Raw genomic sequence first — 18,685 nt, 5'->3', positions numbered from 1 at the left:
AATATGAGTTATCTCCAATTTTAGGTAATATTCAAAAAGGCCCCCTATTTGTGTTGGTTAGGATTCACAAGGTTGTCAAGTGAGCTTTGATGAGGCTTATCATTTGCTCAAATGATAAAAAATTAGGGGCTATTCATGCAAAAGGCGTTCGAAATTAGTTTTCGAACGCCTTTTGCATATTAAATTTCAGAATGACACATCTTTAGCCGCAAAGCATTGTGTCTCTACTGGTCAAAAACATATCCAAACCTCAAACATCAGCAAGTAATACTTAGTATTTGAGATGTTTAATTTTCTTGAGGTCTAGTATTACCACTTTACCCGACATAATATCAATCAATCCTTCTTGTTTAAAATCGGAAAGCGTTCTAATCAATGATTCGGTAGCTGTGCCTGCTACCGTTGCCAAATCTTCTCTTGAAATCTGTACGACAATATCTTCATCGCTACCTTCATTGATATGTTCAGCATATAAAATTAATGCTTCAGCCACTCGCTTTCGCAAAGAATTATAGGCTAGTCCGAGTAATTGTTGTTCTTTTTCGAGCAATTGTTTCGACAAAAATTTGATAAAACTAGTAGCCACTTCGGCATTAGTGGCCAGTATTCTCAAAAACTCATCCTTTGAAATATATAAAACTTGGGTTTCTTCTAAGGCAACTACCGTTTCTTGATAAAGTAACTGATGGAGCAAGGCATTATGTCCAAAAAAGCCTCCTGCATGATATAGACCCGTAACCAATTCTTTGCCTTCACTATTTTGACGAAAAGCCTTTACTTTTCCCGACTTGATATAGTACAATCTTGTAGCATCATCACCTTCGGCATACACCACCCCCTTTTTCTTGAAAACGTGCATTTTCTTTTCATCGAGGAGCGACAATAAACCTGTATTTAAGGCATTATCTCTGAAAAACGGATTGGTTGCTACCACCGAAAAGGTATCGGAAGGGTGAGCCTTAAAACTTTCATTTCTCCGTAAACGAGTTTCGATAGCCGACAGCAATTCTATTTCATCAAAAGGTTTGGTCAGGTAATCATCAGCCCCCAGTTCCATGCCTTTTCTAAAATCGCCACGTTCCGACTTGGCTGTCAACAAAATAATAGGAATATCCTTTAGTTCAGGGTTTTTTCCAAAAACCTTCAATACGCCATAGCCATCCAACACAGGCATCATAACATCACAAATCACCAAATCTGGCTGCTGAAGAAGGGCTTTTTCTACACCTACTTTTCCATTTTCGGCAGTATATACTTCATAGTTCGACAATTCGAGTATCTCGGCCGTATTGCGGCGAAGCTGGTCATCGTCTTCTATCAGTAGTATCTTTTGCATCTTTATTATTTATAGGTTTATCAAAGTGTATTTTTCATTTCTTGCATAACCTTAGAAAGGTAAAAATTCAAGGGTCTTTCTATTACATCATCGCCCAAAGCCCCTATACTTAGCGATTCTTCCAGTAGCTGGGTTAAGGTTTTTACATTTTCCAATATAGTTTGGATATGCTCTTCTTGCTTAGCCACATTACCTATTTTATTATACTTGCTGAGTAAATTAGCCGACGACGATATAATACCCAAAGGTGTACGAAACTCGTGGGAGGCAAAGGTGATAAACTGCGACTTCAGTTCGTTGAGTCGGTGTTCTCGGTGAAGTGCCTCCGATAATTCATATTTTGATTGTTCTAGCTTTGACAGCGTATCGAGCAATACCGATGTCCGATAAGATATTACTTGGTCGATTTGGTTTTTGAAATAGTTACGACCAGTAACACCATTTTCTTTTTCAAACTGTAAAAGCTTTTCTAAATTGAGTATTCGTGTTATCAAATAAGTTTGGTTATTGTACGAAAAAGTATTGATATTGATAAGCCCCCAAAAGAACGTCCCGTCATGTACACGGCACTCTACCTCTTCCGACCACACACCCGTTTCTTCAAGAGCCTTCCTAACAATCAAATCTTGAGCGGGCGTATTAGGCGTTTTTCTGACTTCTACCCCATACTTTTCGCTAAAATCTTTTTCATCTTTTACTTTAAAGGTATCCAAACCACTTTTGTTGATAAGCACAACCTCGGCAGTTTCATAATTATACACACTCACAAACACCCCTAAATGTGTGAGTATGGCACTTAGTATTGCTTCGTTGAGCGATTGATTGAGCATGAGTTTAAAAAATATTCGCTTAATAATTATCTATTTATTATGTACTTGTTAGCTGTCATAAATACCTTATAACTGCCAAATCTGTATCAAATTATCACTCTTGCTGATGAATCACTTATGGCCGAGCTACCCTATTAGGTATTGTTCAGCTTATTATTGTTGGAAAAGAAATATATTGACGAGGGGCTTAGAGTATTGAGTAATAGGGTTGATAGTTGTGCGGTTTTAAATTACGCCTATTTTACTGGTAATATCGCATTTCCATCAAAAATAGGCTTGTTTTGCCTACAATACTATTACATTTTTACAAATTTGAGATTATACTTGAATTTATTGCCTGACCACTATCATAACTTTCTATTGAATATCGTCACCTTTTTTCCATATAAAATTAAAGAACTTTGTGACATCAAGTGGTAGATTTACTTCATACTTGTAGGTTTAGAGGTTAAAAAAGAAAGCAGTTCTGATGTTCGGGACTGCTTTTTTGTGTTAAATTTGGCTGAATATTAATCCAATTCAATCCCATAATATTATTTTGAAAGAGTTAATTGGGTTTTTCGGAGCCAAGCTCTCCGGCGAACAGTCCTCTGACTACATTGCTTTTATTGAAGACTTCTATAACAATGCACCCAATGGTTATCATTCATTGGATGTCGATGGCTACTACCTCAAGGTCAACGATACCGAGCTTAGGCTATTAGGTTATACTCGCGAAGAGTTGGTGGGCAAAGTACGGTTTATCGACCTAATGCCTACTGAACTAAAAGACGAATCAGCCAAGATTTATGAAAAATTTAAAAAAGAGGGTACTGCTCGCAATTTAGAGTTTGAGTTGCTTACCAAAGATGGCAGAGTTATTCCTATTTTGCTCAACGCCAATGCTATATACGACGAAGAGGGTAATTTTATCACAACGCATTCCATGATTATTGATATTTCGGAAAGAAAAAATCTGGAAAAAGTATTATTAGCTCAAAATCAAGAACTTAATCGCCTCAACGAACAACTTTTTCATATCAATCAGGAAAAAAACCGTTTTATTGGTATTGCCTCGCATGATTTACAAAATCCGCTAACCAATATTAAGCTGATTGCTGGAAAGTTTAGAAAAACGGCTCAAAACCTTAGCGATAGCCAACGCCGCTGGATTGACGAACTGGTGAATACCACCGACCGCATGGCCTCTTTGATTAAAAATATGCTAAGTATTAATCGTATTGAAAGAGATACCGTAAACCCTGACTTTGAACAACATAATATTGTAGAGTTACTTACCACTTCGCTAAGTAGATTTGAGGAAATAGCCACCCGTAAGCAAATAAAAATACATTTTGAAAGTGATTCTGACAGCCTAATCGCTAATACCGACCCCGATTATTTAACCGAAATTATTGAAAATCTGGTATCCAATGCTATAAAATTTTCGTACAATAATACTTCTATTTGGGTAAGCCTAAGCCAAAATTCAGAGCAGCTTACCTTACAAGTAACCGACCAAGGGCAGGGTATTTTGGAAGAAGAAAAAACCTTATTATTTAGAAGATTCCAGAAGCTAAGTGCCAAACCTACATCTAACGAATCATCGACAGGATTGGGCTTATCGATAGTAAAAGAACTTACCGAACAGCTAGGAGGCACTATTTCTTGTGAAAGCAAAGTGGGTATTGGTACGGCTTTTATCGTGCATCTGCCCTTATAAAAGCTATACCGTTACCAGACCGATATAAGCACCATTTAGCATTCGGTAGCACTGAGTGCCAAACCTGCTTCGGAGGTTTCCTTATATTTTTTTGACATATCTTTTCCTGTTGCCTTCATTACTTTTATCACGCTGTCTAACGATATTTTTTGTAAAGAGCTATCGCCAGCAGTAGCCAACAAAAAGGCATTATATGCCTTAACAGCCCCCATTGCATTTCGTTCGATACACGGAATCTGGACATACCCGCCGATAGGGTCGCAGGTCATACCAAGATGATGCTCAATGGCTATTTCGGCAGCCGATTCCATGACATTTATATTTTGGGTAGTACAATACGCTAGCATAGCGGCGGCCATTGCCGAAGCCGAACCTATTTCGCCCATACACCCCATTTCGGCACCCGAAATACTGGCATTATGCTTTACCAAAAACCCTACCGCTGCAGCAGCTAGCATTCCTTCACGCATTTGGGCAGCCGAATAATGAAAATGCGTTTTTAACAAATATGTAATACCCGGAATAACCCCCGATGCTCCCGACGTTGGGGCTGTAACAACGATATGCCCAGCTGCATTTTCTTCAGATGCCGCCAAACAATAGGCATTCAGGAAGATAAGAAAGCTATCGCTTGTTAAGGCCAGTTTCTTCGCTTTTTGATATAACAAAGGTGCTTTTCTGTGTAATTTGATAGTACCGGGTAGTATTCTTTTATCTTTTAGGCCACGCCTTACGGCTTTGTGCATAAAGTCTAAAATAGTGTCTATTTTTCGTTCTATTTCTTTCTTGCCACAGCCTGTCAATGCTACCTCGTTGGCTAGCATTAGCTCACCCAAAGTTATTTGTTCTTGCTGTAAATGAGCCTTCAACTCTTTCATGCTACTGTAGGCATATTTAGGCGTTTTATCTGAAGTAGTACTTATTTTTTGTCCTTTTCGGTAAATAAACCCTCCTCCTACCGAATAATATTCGTGTTGTAAAAGTACTTTGTCTTGTATTAGCAACTTCAACACCATCGTATTGGCATAAGGCGAATCGTATTTACCTTTTTCAAAAATAATACTATTGGTATCAACCTTTATGGTGTGCCCCTGAACTTTCACGGTGTATTCGTTAGTTATCTCTTTAAGAATCAACGAAAACTGTACAGGGTCGCAGGTTTCGGGTGTCCAACCCAAAAGCCCCGCTATTACAGCACGGTCGGTACCATGCCCTTTACCAGTAGCACTCAGCGAGCCATACAAATGAATACGAATAGCCAAAGGTTCGGTAAGTAACTCAGGCTTCAAAGCGTTCATTTCGGCCAAAAAATCTAATGAAGCTTTCATTGGGCCAATAGTATGCGAGCTTGATGGCCCTGGTCCAATTTTGAAAAGGTCAAAAATGGAGGTTGTAATGCAATTTTTTATCATAGCTTTGTTGAAGAAGAATGTTTGCGAAGTTATAGAATATTCATGAAAAATACACTTGGTGCTTTAGAATCAAACCGCTGTGAATAGTTGTAATGGGATTTTGTTATATGAATGGGTATTCATATATTTGTATAAATATTTAACATATATTATTATGACAACGGTAGCCTACAAAATCAATAAAGAAAAATTGGAAAAAGCAGCCTTTATCTTAAAGACTGTGGCACATCCTACCCGATTAGCAATCGTTGATTTATTATCTCTACAAGAAAGGCTCTCAGTAAACGAAATTTGTGAGATACTCCAGTGCGAACAATCGTTGTTGTCGCATCACCTCATCAATATGAAACTGAAAGGAATCTTGCGTTCGGAGAAAGACGGACTCAATGTTTTTTACTCCTTAAAAGAACGAGATGTAACCAAGCTCATTGATTGTATAGAACACTGTAATTGTAACTTTTAGCAATAAACGAATATATGCTATGGATTTTGACATAGCATTTTTTTGAATATCATAAATGAATAGGACATCATATATTCATATACTGATTTATGGACGACTTAAATAGTAACTACTGGAACGAACGCTACGCCCAAGGGCAAATAGGCTGGGATTTGGGAACGGCATCGCCTCCGATTGCTAGCTATATTGGGCAAATTAAGGATAAAAATACAAGGATATTACTTCCTGGCTGTGGCAATGGACACGAAGCGGTATTATTGGCAACATTAGGATTTAATCATGTTACGGTATTGGATATTGCCCCTTTGGCGGTCGAAAACTTGCAGAAAAAGTTGATTAATTTTCCGCATATTCGTATTCTTTGTGAGGACTTTTTTGGCCATCAAGCAGAATATGATTTAATTTTGGAACAGACCTTCTTTTGTGCTATTGACCCATCACTCAGAGAACAATACGTACAGAAAATGAATGATTTGTTGGCTCCTAATGGCAAACTGGTTGGACTATTATTTGCTAACGAATTTGAGAAAGTAGGCCCACCATTTGGCGGCAATATTGTAGCGTATCAACAATTATTTGCTCCGTATTTTATTATTCGTACAATGGAACAATGCTATAATTCTGTTAGGCCACGGCAAGGTAATGAGTTATTTATTCACTTTGAAAAAAAACACATACTTTCATAATACTCTTTGGCAAGGTAAGTATGTTTAGCCGTAATATCTTGACTTTATGCTTCTGCTTATTTGTCAAATATGCAATAAGACTAGCAAACCCAACATAAATTATCCATTTTTAATTCATAACAATAGCACACTCAAAAATATCATAACAATGGCAAGTTCATTTGAAAATATTATCGATTCAGAAACACCTGTGTTAGTAGATTTTTATGCTACTTGGTGTGGCCCTTGCAAAACAATGTCTCCTATTTTGACAGACCTCAAAAAAAGAATAGGCGATAATGTCAAAATCATCAAAATTGATGTTGATAAGGCTCAAGCATTGGCTCAGGAGCTTCGTATTAGTGGTGTTGCTGATTTTGTACAAAAATAGTCAACCTGTTTGGCGGCAATCGGGCGTTGTACCTTTACACCAATTAGAACAGGTTATTAATCAGTTCTCATAGTAGCTATTGTCAAATCTATTTTTTCCACCATAATTATAGAATTAAAAAATGAAAGAGCCAAATAAGATTGAAGCGATGGTCAAAGCCAAATGTCCACAATGCCGCAAAGGAAACTTATTTACACACCCTTGGTGGAATCTTTTTAAGTTTGACAGAATGCACGTTCATTGTCCCGAATGTGGTTTACGTTACGAACGTGAACCCGGTTTCTTTTATGGAGCTATGTATATTAGTTATGCTTTTACGGTAGGCATTATGTTGGTGGGCGGTTTCATTATATACAACTACTTTGGCGACCCCGAGCCGCTAGGATATATCATACCAATTGTACTGATTTCGGTATTGTTTGTACCGTTTAATTTTAGAATTGCTAGGGTACTATTTATCCACTTCTTTTCAGGGGTTGAATACAAAAAAGAAAAAAAAGCTTCTTCTCAGAAATAAAAAACTAACCAAGCGAAATACCAATATATCGTTCCATTATTAAGTCTGATTATTGGACAATAGTGAGGTTGCTGAAAATAATTGTATATTTTAATATTAAATGATGGATTATCAAGCACTCACCACTTTTGTCTCAATAGAAACTCGTTATGTAATAGAGCTAGAGAAATGTCCAATAATCAGCATTTGTAGCAATGCCATCTTTTCTATAAACTACTGTATTTTAATATCTTAACCATTTCAAAACCACAATGGATTCAAAAAAAATATTGATAAGCCTTCTTTTTTGTAGTCTTAGTTTTTTTGGCCAAGCTCAAAGCAAAGCATTTAAAGCTACTTTGAATACTATTTTGAAAGGGTCTGTTCCTTTTATTACTTGCGAAGAACTCAAAAAGCAACCCAATGCCCTATTGCTCGACTGCCGACCAGCCAACGAATATCAAGTAAGTCATTTACAAAATGCAGTACGGATTGGGTACGACGATTTTAGCTTGAAAAAAGTAAAATCTATTGCCAAAAATACCCCGATTGTAGTGTATTGCTCTATTGGAGCAAGAAGCGAACAAATCGGCGAAAAACTTATAGCAGAGGGTTATACCCATGTGCAAAATCTATATGGTAGTATTTTTGAATGGGTCAATCAGGGCAATCCTGTGTATGATGCCACAGGCAAAGTTACCCAGAAAGTACATGCTTATTCGCCAATTTGGGGTGTATGGCTAGAAAAAGGCGAAAAAGTTTACTGAATTTGGGTCAATAACCAACGTACTATTTTGTGTGGCTCGGCAATAGACCACGAATGCGGGTTTTTCACCTTTTGCTGCCGCCGCCATCCTTTATCTACCGACAACACCAGCTCGGCTTTGGTATTACCAATAATCTTTAAGGTATTAATCATAGCTACACAATCTATACTATTGAGGTCGTACAAATCACGGTTGCGTTCTTTCATTTGCCATTCAATAGCTGGCTCGGATAATAATTGAATAGGAATATTTTTAAAAATACCAATACGAGCCAAATCCCTGTTTTTATACGAAAAACAAGATAACTCCTGATACCTTTGAGGATTTTGCTGTGGTGTACCGTCAAAAACTGTTCTGATTCGCTCAGCTAAATATTTGGCTTCTTCGTTGGCGATAGCCGATTGACTTAACCAAATGGTATGTTCTATTGATTCATAAAAACGTTCAAAATCAAGAGGTGGGTCAATCCCAAAAACAGCTTTGGGCAAAGGAGTACACTGCCCCTTCAAGGCCCTTTCTGCCCATTTTATAGCACCTGAACCGCCCAATGAAAATCCCCCAACTAGAAAAGGTATCTTCGATAAATCATATTGCTGAATGGCTTGTTTTACTAAGCTATCTATATCATATTGTGACTTTTCGTCAATATAAAAAGTTTGCCAACCTGCCGACAACGCTGGAATAATCACCAGTATACCATTTTGGGCTGCTACTCGTGGAATATCTGTTTCTTTGAGTACCGACTGTGGGGTTTCGCCAAAACCCGCAAGGAGTAGCATCCAAGCTTTGGGCGTACTCTGAGGCTGCATTACGGCATAATAATTAGACAGCGTATCGCTCAGATTATTATAATGCCATTTTAACCGTTGTGCATAAAAAGAATGCCCCCACAAACAACAAATAGTAAGCATCCATCCTATTCTTTTTCTATTCATAAGCACCAAAATGGCATGCCCGTTGCCGAACATGCCATTCTTTGAGTAATATTCTGACTATTCAACAACGACTCTTTTTACAGTGCCATCTTCTTTTTGAGTTACTGTTACAAAAAGTGTGCCTTTCGTATTCTTTTTGAGCTCTACTTGTCCCATAAATTCTCCTTCAAAATCTTTGATTTTCTGAGAACCTACCTCTTTCCCTTTTACATCGGTAATAGTAATACTCACATCTCCTTTATCTGGAGCTACAAACTTGAGGTTCAATCTATTATCGAATGGCTTATTGGGATATACCCGAAGCCCTTTAATAGTAGACACCTCGTTGCTTGAACCATCAATAAATGCAAACGAACGTGTACCATTGTTAAAATGCTCAATTTGGGGTCGAAGATTACGGTCGAAGTCTTTGAAACTTTTGTCAAAATCTTTTCCTAAAGACCTAAAATCAAAGCTGAATGCCGTATCCTCATCACCTTTATCAATACGCTTGCCATCTCGATATATCTCTACTCTGCGTTTTTGCTGGTTTGTTCTGGGTGCTCTTTTAGCCCAAATATCAGAAGAGTCTCTATCTTGACGTTCGATAAAGACATTAGTGTCTCTATCTGTATCTACTTTAATTCTTAACTTGGCTCTTTCACCATTATGCGAATTAGCCAATAACGAATCCGTAATTCTACTAACCAACTGGTCTTTCTCGGCACGGCTCAATCCTGCTGTTTCGTAAGTACGATCAAAAACCTCTTTTTTATCGCCATCCGACGACTCCACATGAATTTTCAACTTGCCTTCTTTATCCTCAATACTTTGAGAAATACTTTTTTTCTGTGCGATAGTCGAAATACTAAGCATCATCAACAATGCAGTGCCTAATTGTTTCCAATTATTGTTCATAGTCTTTGTGATTTAATAGAATGAAAAATAATTTATTAACTTCAAAAATATGGTTACAGTTGTGTTTTCTACGGTTCTAATATCAATAACAAGTTTCGGGCATTCGTTATTTTATCAAATAAAACAAACTTAATGAACCTATTCAATATCAAAGCCTTAAAGAGTGTTAAAAGATGTTAAAAGCCATTACTCATATAGGAATTAGATTAATTTTGCAGAGGTCTTATCTACCAACCTCTTATTGGGTATGCTCATGAACTTTTGTATAAGGATACCATTTTCCTACAAAATGATGCACCAAGTCATAAATTTATGCCCATAATTTTGCAATAATTTTGAAAATGTTCAGCCAATACGCCATTTAATAGCGTGAGGACAGTTTAGCAAATGACCAAAAGAAAAATACAATATATAATAGCCTTGATGGCATTTGGCTCGTTGGGGCTTATCATATTTCAGTTTTACTGGCTGGGATTTACTTTGCGTGCCAAAAACGAGCAGTTTGGTAGCGATGTCCGTGATGCCATGCAACGTGTGGTACGACGTTTGGGACAAGAAGAGTTTTTCTTTTTGGCCAAGCAAAAAATGGATGCCCAAGAAAAACAAAAACAATTGGCTGCCATTGCCAAGCCTGTCAATGCCAAAGAAAGTGCCAAAGGCCTTGCTAGCAAAACACCTACGCCTACTAGCAATGTACCACTTAGCCTAGAAGGGGTGGCTACAATTACGCTTCCTTCCGATATTTTGGTATCGAAAAGTACCGAAATATTACCCAATGGCGAAATCAGAGAATATGAGGAGTTTTCGGTAAATATGGATTTGGAAGAGATTCAGAAAAGACTCAATGAAAATAAACAATTGGATGCCATTTTTGCAGAAGCCCTTCGTCAACGAGAACAGGCTCAGTACAAACAGGATTCGGCCATAAAAGCCAAAAAATTGGCCGATCAAAAGAAAAAACAAAAAGAACATCACACCAACGACGATACCTCAATCGCTCAAGAAAAGCACGATGTAAACGACCAAGGGCAAATGGCCAAAGAGGTATTTAATGACTTTTTGTTCAAGAAAAGAAATATCTACGAACGTATCAATTACTTTGTTTTAGATTCATTGCTCAGATACGAAATCAAAAATAAGGGTATCAATATTCCCTTTGAGTATGGTATTAGTACCAAAGAACAGCCAAGTTTGCTGCACTATGCGTCTTCGCTAAAATACAAAGCTAATGGCTTGAAAAGCGATAAAGATACCTATTTGGTCAATCTTTTCCCGAATGATTTCTCCAATTCAGAAAGCTATTTGAGGGTGTATTTTCCCAACCAAGACCGCTACATTATGCGTAATATGTGGGTAATGTACACCAGTTCGTTACTTTTGATATTGGTAGTATTGGGTTGCTTTTATATTGCTGTCAATACGATTGTCAAACAAAAGCATTTGGCCGACATCAAAAACGATTTTATCAATAATATGACCCATGAGTTTAAAACACCTATTTCTACTATATCTTTGGCAACTCAAATGCTTCAAGACAAAGATGTGGCAGCTAGCAAAACCATGTTTAATCGCTATTTGAATATTATTAAGGATGAAAACAAACGGCTTGGCTCGCAGGTAGAAAAGGTGCTTCAAACTGCCCAAATGGAACGAGGCGAACTAAAACTCAAGTTGGGCTTGGTAAATGTACATCAGGTAATAGAACACGTTTTGGAGAATATTAGCCCACAGATTGAACTACGAGATGGCGAAATAACGCTAGATTTGCAGGCACATAATAGCGAAATCGAAGCAGACGAAGTACATTTAACCAATATTATTTTTAATCTATTAGATAACGCCAATAAGTATTCCTTAGAAAAACCCATTATTTCGATTGCTACCGCCGAGGTAGAAGGGGGTATTTCTATAAAGGTGAGTGACAAAGGTATAGGCATGGGAAAAGAATCTATCAAGAATATTTTTGAGAAGTTTTACCGTGTACCGACAGGTAATTTACATGATGTGAAGGGCTTTGGATTGGGATTGAGTTATGTAAAAAAAATGGTGGATGAGCATCATGGCAAAATAAAAGTACAAAGTAAACTAGGCGAAGGAAGCCAGTTTGAGATTATTTTGCCAAGTTCAGCAGCTCGCTCCACCCATTAATAAAGGCTCTCCTGATTTTTATTCCTACACAAATTCAAGATTTACGCACAGAATATGACCAAGATTTTATTAGCCGAAGATGACCCAAATTTAGGGCAACTTTTACAAGAATACCTAACCATTAAAGGTTATGAAACCATACTAGCTAAGGATGGCGACGATGCCCTTTCTAAGTTTGTATTGATGGATTACGACCTTTGTATTTTTGATGTAATGATGCCTAAAAAAGATGGTTTTACATTGGCAAAAGAGGTCAGAATGTCGGATAAAGATACGCCTATTATATTTCTTACGGCCAAGGCTATGAAAGAAGATACGCTACAGGGCTTTAAGGTGGGAGCAGATGATTATATGACCAAACCTTTTTCGATGGAAGAGCTTCTTGCCCGAATCCAAGCGATTTTGAGAAGAAGCCAAAAAATCACTAATACTCACGATATTAAAACCACAGTATTTAGTATTGGTGGATACCAGTTTGATGCCGAAAAACAATTGCTTACGCATGAAACAGGTCCTCAAAAGCTCACCTCGAAAGAAAGTGAATTACTGAAATTGCTATGCGAAAATATGGGAAAACCTGTGAGCAGAAGCTTTGCCTTAAAAATGGTTTGGGGCGACGACACCTATTTCAATGCCCGAAGTATGGATGTTTATATTACCAAGCTACGAAAATTCTTCAAAGAAGAGCCTAGTATTCAAATCATTAACCTTCATGGAGAAGGCTTTAAATTGATGGGCTAAAGGGTTTTGAATAAGTTTATATTTTGATGATTCAGTTTTTATATTTAACACTTAGCTACTCATATTTGCTATAGCAATCATATATCTACTTTTCTGGAAAGGTTCATTAGTTATAGAATACAGAGTATCACAAAGGAAAATACCAGAACAAACCCTCTGTGATACTCTGTAAAATTTTGGATTATGCCAATACTTCCCCTTCAATCCCTTCATTGCCTTTTTGCACCTTCGATAACTTAATTTGGTAACAACGCATATTTATGAGTAAATTAAGCAATAATAGCATACTCTATTTACTATTTTATTGTACCAAATACATTCCTTTATGACCGATATTATTTTAGCGATTCTTTCGATAGTCTTATTGCTTACAGGACTTGCAGGGGCAGTATTGCCTATTCCGGGGCCACCACTTAGCTTGGCTGGGCTTTTTTGTTTACACTATTCCAAATATGCTAATTTTGATAAACGCACCCTTATTGTTTTTACGATACTTACCATAGCCATGAGTATCTTAGACTATTATGCTCCTATTTGGGGAACAAAGAAGTTTGGTGGCACAAAATTCGGTGCTTGGGGTTCTACTATTGGTTTATTGGTAGGCTTGTTTTTTATTCCAGCCATTGGTATGTTTATTGGAGCATTTGTAGGTGCATTGATAGGCGAGTTGATAGGTGGCACAAGCTTTGACAGAGCTGTTAAAGCTGCTATAGGCTCATTTATTGGCCTAGCCACAGGGATTGTTGGGAAAGTACTACTTTGTTTGGCTATGCTTATTTTAGGCGGTGTAGCATTAGGCGAATACCTTGTAATAGTACTGGGCTAATCCATAAAAAAATCCTGCCGACCAAAGTCAGCAGGATTTTTTATATGGATTAGATTCCAAAGCTAGGCTTATTCAGCTTTACCTTTTTTCTCTAATTTTTTCTTCGCTTCTTCACGAGCCGAGTCTTCCATTTGAGCTTTCAAAGCTGATAAAGCATCTAAGTCGCCAAGAGTTGATTTCTCAACAGTACTAACAACTTTTTCTACGTCTTTAGCAGTTTTCTTTTTCTCTTCTTGAACAGCCTCTTCTTTAGCATCGTTGTATACTCTTGTGTGAGAAAGAGTAATCTTACGGTCGTCTTTGTTGAATTCAATAACTTTGAAATCAAGTTGTTCACCAACTTCACCTACAGAGCCATCTTCTTTCACCAATTGTTTCAATTGAGTAGTTCCTTCGATACCGTAAGGCAATTCCAAAGTAGCCCCTTTATCATTTTTACCAACGATAGTTGATTTATGAATAGAACCTACAGTGAAGATTGATTCGAAAGTATCCCAAGGGTTTTCTTCCAATTGTTTGTGACCTAAAGCCAAACGACGATTGTCAGCATCTAATTCCAAAACAACAACATCTAATTTTTCACCAACTTTGATGAATTCAGATGGGTGTTTGATTTTCTTAGTCCAAGACAAGTCTGAAACGTGTACTAAACCATCAATACCTTCTTCTAATTCAAGGAACAAGCCGAAGTTAGTCAAGTTACGTACAGTACCAGTGTGCTTAGTACCTACAGCATATTTGCTCAACAAATCTTGTTTAGTCCAAGGGTCTTCAGTCAATTGTTTGATACCCAATGACATTTTACGCTCAGAACGGTCAAGAGTCAATACAACAGCTTCGATTTCGTCACCCACTTTCAAGAAATCTTGAGGGTTACGCAAGTGTTGTGACCAAGACATTTCAGATACGTGAATCAAACCTTCAACACCTGGCAATACTTCCAAGAAAGCACCGTAGTCAGCTACGTTAACTACTTTACCTTTTACTTTAGAACCGATTTCTACGGTTGCTGCCAAAGCATCCCAAGGGTGTGCTTGCAATTGTTTCATACCCAAAGAGATACGTTTTTTGTTCTCGTCGAAGTCCAAAACAACCACTTGGATTTTCTGATCCAATTTAAGCAACTCTTGTGGGTGATTGATACGGCCCCAAGAAATATCTGTGATGTGAAGTAAACCGTCAACACCACCCAAGTCGATGAACACACCGAAGTTAGTCATGTTCTTGATAACACCTTCAAGGACTTGTCCTTTTTCTAGGTTATTCAAGATTAATTGACGTTGTTCTTCAAGGTCTTTTTCGATAAGTACCTTGTGAGATACAACTACGTTATCGTTAGCGTGGTTGATTTTCACAACCTTCACTTCCATTTTCTTACCTACAAAGATATCGAAATCGCGGATTGGCTTAACGTCGATTTGAGAACCTGGCAAGAACGCCTCAACTCCAAAAATATCAACAATAAGACCACCTTTAGTACGGCGCTTAACAAAACCATCGATAACGGTATCTTGCTCAAGAGCATCTTCGATGTTTTTCCAAGCTGTCATTACTTTCGCTAATTTACGAGAAAGGATCAATTGACCTGCTTTGTCTTCTTGATTCTCAACGTAAACATCTACTACGTCTCCAACTTTCAACTCAGGCATATCTCTGAATTCTGAAGTTGGAACCATACCGTCTGATTTGAAACCGATGTTCAAAATCACTTCACGGTCTGTAATACCTACAACTGTACCTTTTACTACTTCTTTTTCAGTAACGAGGTTTAATGTACCTTCAATAAGAGCTTCTAATCTTGCTCTTTCTTCGGCAGAATAACCACCACCGATACCTTTTGTGCCGACTAAGTCCCAGTCGAAATCTGCTAATTGATTAGCCATGTTTGCTTAAAAGCCCTCTTTACATCAATGTGGCGGGCAAACACATTGAATTTTAGTGAAATTTCCCAGTTTATTGGGGGTGCAAAGGTACAAAAAAATCCTAATATTCTGAAAATGAGACAAGAATATTTTTTACTGCTTTGAACTATCAATGGCTCTTTTTACCAAGATAAACAACCCATAAACCGATACTACAATCAAACCTATAATCAATAATTGTGTAAAACTGCCTTCGCTTGGGTGCTCTAAGAGCATTTTGACTTCTTTGGCTTGTGTACCAAGCCAAAGAGAAAGCAGTGTTCGAGGAAGCATTCCGATAAAACCTGCTGTCATAAAATTGCGAAGGTCGGCTCTTGAAAACGAAAAGATAAGGTTACTAACGGCAAAAGGCAATACTGGCGATAACCTTGCTAAGAGTATTATCTTAAATTCTTGCTTTTGAAGATTATTCATTACTTTTTTTACTTCTGGCTTTTCAGTCAATATTTGTAAAAATCGCCCTCCGTCAATTTTTTCGGCCACTTTAAATCCAATAATAGAAGCTACCCAATAGCTCAGACAAACAGGAATAATGGCACTCCAGCCTAGAAAATAACCACTAAGCAAGGCAACAAAGGTTGTCGGTGTCATAGCAAATGACATTGTAAAACAAGCCATTAGGTATATAACTGCCCAGTTTTGCCAAGAAAAAGCCTGTATTTGGGCTTCATGAAAAACCACCCAGTAAGTGATAGATGAACTTACTAGCAAGGGCATTAGCCCCAAAAAAAAGGCGTAGACGATTGAAAAAGTATTTTTTTTTAAAAACTCCAGCATGATATTGCGATTGGTCACGAACCTGAGGCTCTTGATTATTAAAACTCTTCAAATTTCAAGGGCAACAAATCGCCTATTGAGTCGGTTACTAATACCTGATTATTAGCTCCTAACATCAATAAGCGAATAGGGTGCTTTTGGCGAACCTCGTATTCGAGCATTGCTTGACGGCAAGCCCCACACGGTGGAACTCCTCTAAAATCGTCTCCTTTTCCCGGGCGAGCTATCACAGCAATGGCTTTGATTTGCTTGTCGGGGTGGTTAGCACCTACCCAAAATATAGCCGATTGTTCGGCACAAGAACCCGAAGGAAATGCTGCATTTTCTTGGTTATTGGCAGTAATAATGGTGTCGTCGTCTAAGAGTACGGCTGCCCCCACATGAAACTGTGAATAAGGGGCATACGATTTATAAGTAGCCTTTCTGGCCTCTATCAAAAGCAACTGTTCTTTGGTGCTTAATTCTGTTTCTGAATCGTACGATTCAAGCGAAATGGTGACGTTTACTCTTTGCATAGTTTTAGTATGTTTTAGAAATAGGGAAAGATATAACGCACTGTTTTCCAGAAAAGTTCTTCATCCATGAAAATTTATCACGATAGTATGTAAGTATCACATTAACAAAGCAATAGAAGATATGTTTAGCTATCTGAAAGCCCCAAAATCAAAAAGCTCCAGACCCAAATATGTCCAGAGCTTTTTGATAATTATAAGAACAAATGTATTTGATAGAAAGACTGCTCATTCAAACACATTCATAGACTTAGTATGACTTTGCGATATTGGTAAATTCACGAGATTTCAATGAAGCACCGCCAATCAACCCACCGTCGATATCGGCACAAGCAAATAATTCTGGAGCGTTTTTCTCGTTGCAGCTTCCACCGTATAAAATAGAAGCATTGTCAGCGATTTCTTGACCATATTTCGTAGCAAGGTGTCCACGCAAATAAGCATGCATTTCTTGAGCTTGAGCAGACGATGCCGTAACGCCTGTACCAATAGCCCAGATTGGTTCGTAAGCGATTACTACCTTAGCAAAATCTTCAGCCGACAAATGGAACAAGCTATCGGTTAACTGAGAAGCTACAAATTCTAAGAAACCACCTGCTTCACGTTGTTCTAGAGATTCTCCACAACAGAAAATTGGAGTCAAACCGTTTTCTAAAGCGATATTTACTTTTTCTGCCAATTGCTCGTTTGTTTCGGCAAAGTATTGACGACGTTCGCTGTGGCCTAAGATTACATACTCCACCCCAATAGACTTCAACATTGGAGCTGAAATTTCGCCTGTGAATGCACCAGAAGCTTTTTGGTGGCAGTTTTGAGCGGCAATACTCAAATTGGCGATTGGTTCAGCATATTTTTGTAAAGTACTCAAATACAAAGAAGGCGAAGCTATCACGACAGTTACATCTGTCGACACTTCGTCTTTTACCATGTTTGCAACTTCAGAAGCTAAAATCAACGCTTCTTCCATTGTTTTATTCATTTTCCAGTTACCAGCAACGATTTTTTTTCTCATTATTTTAAAGATAGTCGGGGAGAGATAAGTATGATATTCATCGGTATGAAGTATCATCAAATTCTTTAGACAACTGTTTTTTGGTTGATATTTATTTGAGTTACAAATTTATGTACTAAAATTATCTTCTTGAAGGATACAAAATAAAAAAACCTCAATTATTTCATGAGGTTTTGAATTAGGGCTTATAAGAACCCCTTTCTATAAAGAAAACTACCGTATAAATAGCACCAAAGAGGCGGTCTGATCAAAAACCCTTCAAGTACCTTCGTTCCTATTTTACTTTTTTCTAGCTTTCTTTTTAGTTTTAAGCTTATTGGCCCATTGTTGTAATTCTGTAATTTTTCTTTCATAGCTAGCCACTAGCTGAGCACTCTCCGACCTTTTATGGTCTAATTCGGTACTCATTTTTTTCATTTGCTCATCTAGCTCAGAAAAACGTTTGTCCATTGCATCGGCTTGTTTTTTAATCGAATTTACCTGTGCTTCTAGCTTCGTGATTTCCGTATTTTTATACTTTATCTGGTCTTCAAGCACAATTTTGGTTTCTTTCAACTCTCGAATTTCTTTGTGTGCTCGCTCAACATTAACATCCAGTCGGTCTTTGTCTTGCAATAAATCCTTGTATTTTTGATTACTTACACAAGAAAGCAATGTTGTGCTAACGATTGAGCACATTAAGCATAATTTAACTACTTTGGGCATGATATTATGGTTTTTTATGGGAAACTAACACAACTACTTTATCTAATCTCCTTAATGCACCTTGGCGGAGCGTTATTTCACTGAATACAAGTATATTCTGGCAAAACACAAAGTTAACAAGCAAAAAGTAATATCATCAATATATATA

The 18,685-nt window shown here is 37.6% G+C and carries 19 protein-coding genes; 9 read left to right on the top strand and 10 right to left on the bottom strand.

Features of this window, described 5'->3' with window-relative positions:
- Positions 1 to 271: 271 nt before the first annotated feature.
- A complete protein-coding gene (locus FLEMA_RS72655; protein WP_044173046.1) occupies positions 272 to 1,336 on the bottom strand; it encodes a response regulator in 1,065 nt (354 codons plus the stop codon).
- Positions 1,337 to 1,356: 20 nt separating this feature from the next.
- Positions 1,357 to 2,166: a sensor histidine kinase gene (locus FLEMA_RS76275; protein ID WP_052354209.1), complete on the bottom strand. Its 810-nt coding sequence runs from the start codon at positions 2,164 to 2,166 to the stop codon at positions 1,357 to 1,359.
- A gap of 538 nt (positions 2,167 to 2,704) precedes the next feature.
- On the opposite strand from FLEMA_RS76275, the gene FLEMA_RS0144925 reads away from it, so the two are divergent.
- The gene (locus FLEMA_RS0144925) at positions 2,705 to 3,868 is read left to right on the top strand and encodes a PAS domain-containing sensor histidine kinase (protein ID WP_026996902.1); all 1,164 of its coding nucleotides are present in this window, start codon (positions 2,705 to 2,707) and stop codon (positions 3,866 to 3,868) included.
- A gap of 35 nt (positions 3,869 to 3,903) precedes the next feature.
- Here the strand turns inward: FLEMA_RS0144925 and FLEMA_RS72645 are convergent, their stop codons facing one another.
- The gene (locus FLEMA_RS72645; protein WP_044173043.1) at positions 3,904 to 5,280 is read right to left on the bottom strand and encodes an L-serine ammonia-lyase; all 1,377 of its coding nucleotides are present in this window, start codon (positions 5,278 to 5,280) and stop codon (positions 3,904 to 3,906) included.
- 154 nt (positions 5,281 to 5,434) lie between these two features.
- On the opposite strand from FLEMA_RS72645, the gene FLEMA_RS0144885 reads away from it, so the two are divergent.
- From FLEMA_RS0144885 to FLEMA_RS0144860, 5 genes are all read left to right on the top strand, one after another.
- Positions 5,435 to 5,743, top strand: a complete 309-nt coding sequence (locus FLEMA_RS0144885) for an ArsR/SmtB family transcription factor (protein WP_026996900.1) — start codon at positions 5,435 to 5,437, stop codon at positions 5,741 to 5,743.
- An 89-nt stretch (positions 5,744 to 5,832) separates the two neighbouring features.
- Positions 5,833 to 6,429, top strand: coding sequence for a methyltransferase domain-containing protein (locus FLEMA_RS0144880; RefSeq protein ID WP_026996899.1), 597 nt, complete (start codon positions 5,833 to 5,835; stop codon positions 6,427 to 6,429).
- A gap of 148 nt (positions 6,430 to 6,577) precedes the next feature.
- Positions 6,578 to 6,799, top strand: coding sequence for a thioredoxin family protein (locus tag FLEMA_RS72640; RefSeq protein ID WP_310587232.1), 222 nt, complete (start codon positions 6,578 to 6,580; stop codon positions 6,797 to 6,799).
- A 121-nt stretch (positions 6,800 to 6,920) separates the two neighbouring features.
- Positions 6,921 to 7,316: a DUF983 domain-containing protein gene (locus tag FLEMA_RS0144870; RefSeq protein WP_026996898.1), complete on the top strand. Its 396-nt coding sequence runs from the start codon at positions 6,921 to 6,923 to the stop codon at positions 7,314 to 7,316.
- A gap of 251 nt (positions 7,317 to 7,567) precedes the next feature.
- A complete protein-coding gene (locus FLEMA_RS0144860) occupies positions 7,568 to 8,062 on the top strand; it encodes a rhodanese-like domain-containing protein (protein WP_026996897.1) in 495 nt (164 codons plus the stop codon).
- Here FLEMA_RS0144860 and FLEMA_RS72635 read toward each other — a convergent pair.
- Complete coding sequence (locus tag FLEMA_RS72635) at positions 8,056 to 8,997, bottom strand: alpha/beta fold hydrolase (protein WP_159102719.1); 942 nt, start codon at positions 8,995 to 8,997, stop codon at positions 8,056 to 8,058. The two genes, FLEMA_RS0144860 and FLEMA_RS72635, sit on opposite strands and share 7 nt — an antisense overlap.
- Before the next feature lie 57 nt (positions 8,998 to 9,054).
- Positions 9,055 to 9,894: a T9SS type A sorting domain-containing protein gene (locus FLEMA_RS72630; RefSeq protein WP_044173039.1), complete on the bottom strand. Its 840-nt coding sequence runs from the start codon at positions 9,892 to 9,894 to the stop codon at positions 9,055 to 9,057.
- A 387-nt stretch (positions 9,895 to 10,281) separates the two neighbouring features.
- Between FLEMA_RS72630 and FLEMA_RS0144795 the strand changes: the two genes are divergently transcribed.
- From FLEMA_RS0144795 to FLEMA_RS0144775, 3 genes are all read left to right on the top strand, one after another.
- A complete protein-coding gene (locus FLEMA_RS0144795) occupies positions 10,282 to 12,042 on the top strand; it encodes a sensor histidine kinase (protein ID WP_026997943.1) in 1,761 nt (586 codons plus the stop codon).
- Positions 12,043 to 12,096: 54 nt separating this feature from the next.
- Positions 12,097 to 12,783 carry a response regulator transcription factor gene (locus tag FLEMA_RS0144785; protein ID WP_026996893.1) on the top strand — a complete coding sequence of 229 codons (687 nt, stop codon included), beginning with the start codon at positions 12,097 to 12,099 and terminating at the stop codon, positions 12,781 to 12,783.
- 325 nt (positions 12,784 to 13,108) lie between these two features.
- Positions 13,109 to 13,609, top strand: a complete 501-nt coding sequence (locus FLEMA_RS0144775) for a DUF456 domain-containing protein (protein ID WP_044173037.1) — start codon at positions 13,109 to 13,111, stop codon at positions 13,607 to 13,609.
- Positions 13,610 to 13,677: 68 nt separating this feature from the next.
- Here FLEMA_RS0144775 and rpsA read toward each other — a convergent pair whose 3' ends face one another.
- The 5 genes from rpsA to FLEMA_RS72605 all read right to left on the bottom strand — a co-directional run bounded on the left by rpsA (position 13,678) and on the right by FLEMA_RS72605 (position 18,537).
- A complete protein-coding gene (rpsA, locus tag FLEMA_RS72625; RefSeq protein WP_044173035.1) occupies positions 13,678 to 15,492 on the bottom strand; it encodes a 30S ribosomal protein S1 in 1,815 nt (604 codons plus the stop codon).
- A 132-nt stretch (positions 15,493 to 15,624) separates the two neighbouring features.
- Positions 15,625 to 16,308 (bottom strand): TVP38/TMEM64 family protein, encoded by a 684-nt coding sequence (locus FLEMA_RS72620; RefSeq protein ID WP_144080143.1) that lies wholly within the window; start codon positions 16,306 to 16,308, stop codon positions 15,625 to 15,627.
- 38 nt (positions 16,309 to 16,346) lie between these two features.
- Positions 16,347 to 16,823 (bottom strand): cytidine deaminase, encoded by a 477-nt coding sequence (locus FLEMA_RS72615; RefSeq protein WP_044173033.1) that lies wholly within the window; start codon positions 16,821 to 16,823, stop codon positions 16,347 to 16,349.
- 247 nt (positions 16,824 to 17,070) lie between these two features.
- On the bottom strand, positions 17,071 to 17,832 hold the full coding sequence (gene tpiA, locus FLEMA_RS72610) for a triose-phosphate isomerase (RefSeq protein ID WP_044173031.1): 762 nt from the start codon (positions 17,830 to 17,832) through the stop codon (positions 17,071 to 17,073).
- Between the two features lie 279 nt (positions 17,833 to 18,111).
- Positions 18,112 to 18,537, bottom strand: a complete 426-nt coding sequence (locus tag FLEMA_RS72605; RefSeq protein WP_144080142.1) for a hypothetical protein — start codon at positions 18,535 to 18,537, stop codon at positions 18,112 to 18,114.
- Between the last annotated feature and the right edge of the window lie 148 nt (positions 18,538 to 18,685).

Origin of the sequence: Flectobacillus major DSM 103 (assembly GCF_000427405.1) — a bacterium.
GTDB lineage: Bacteria > Bacteroidota > Bacteroidia > Cytophagales > Spirosomataceae > Flectobacillus > Flectobacillus major.
The sequence above is the reverse complement of the archived record's forward strand: the minus strand, read 5'-3'. Positions and strand labels throughout refer to the sequence as shown.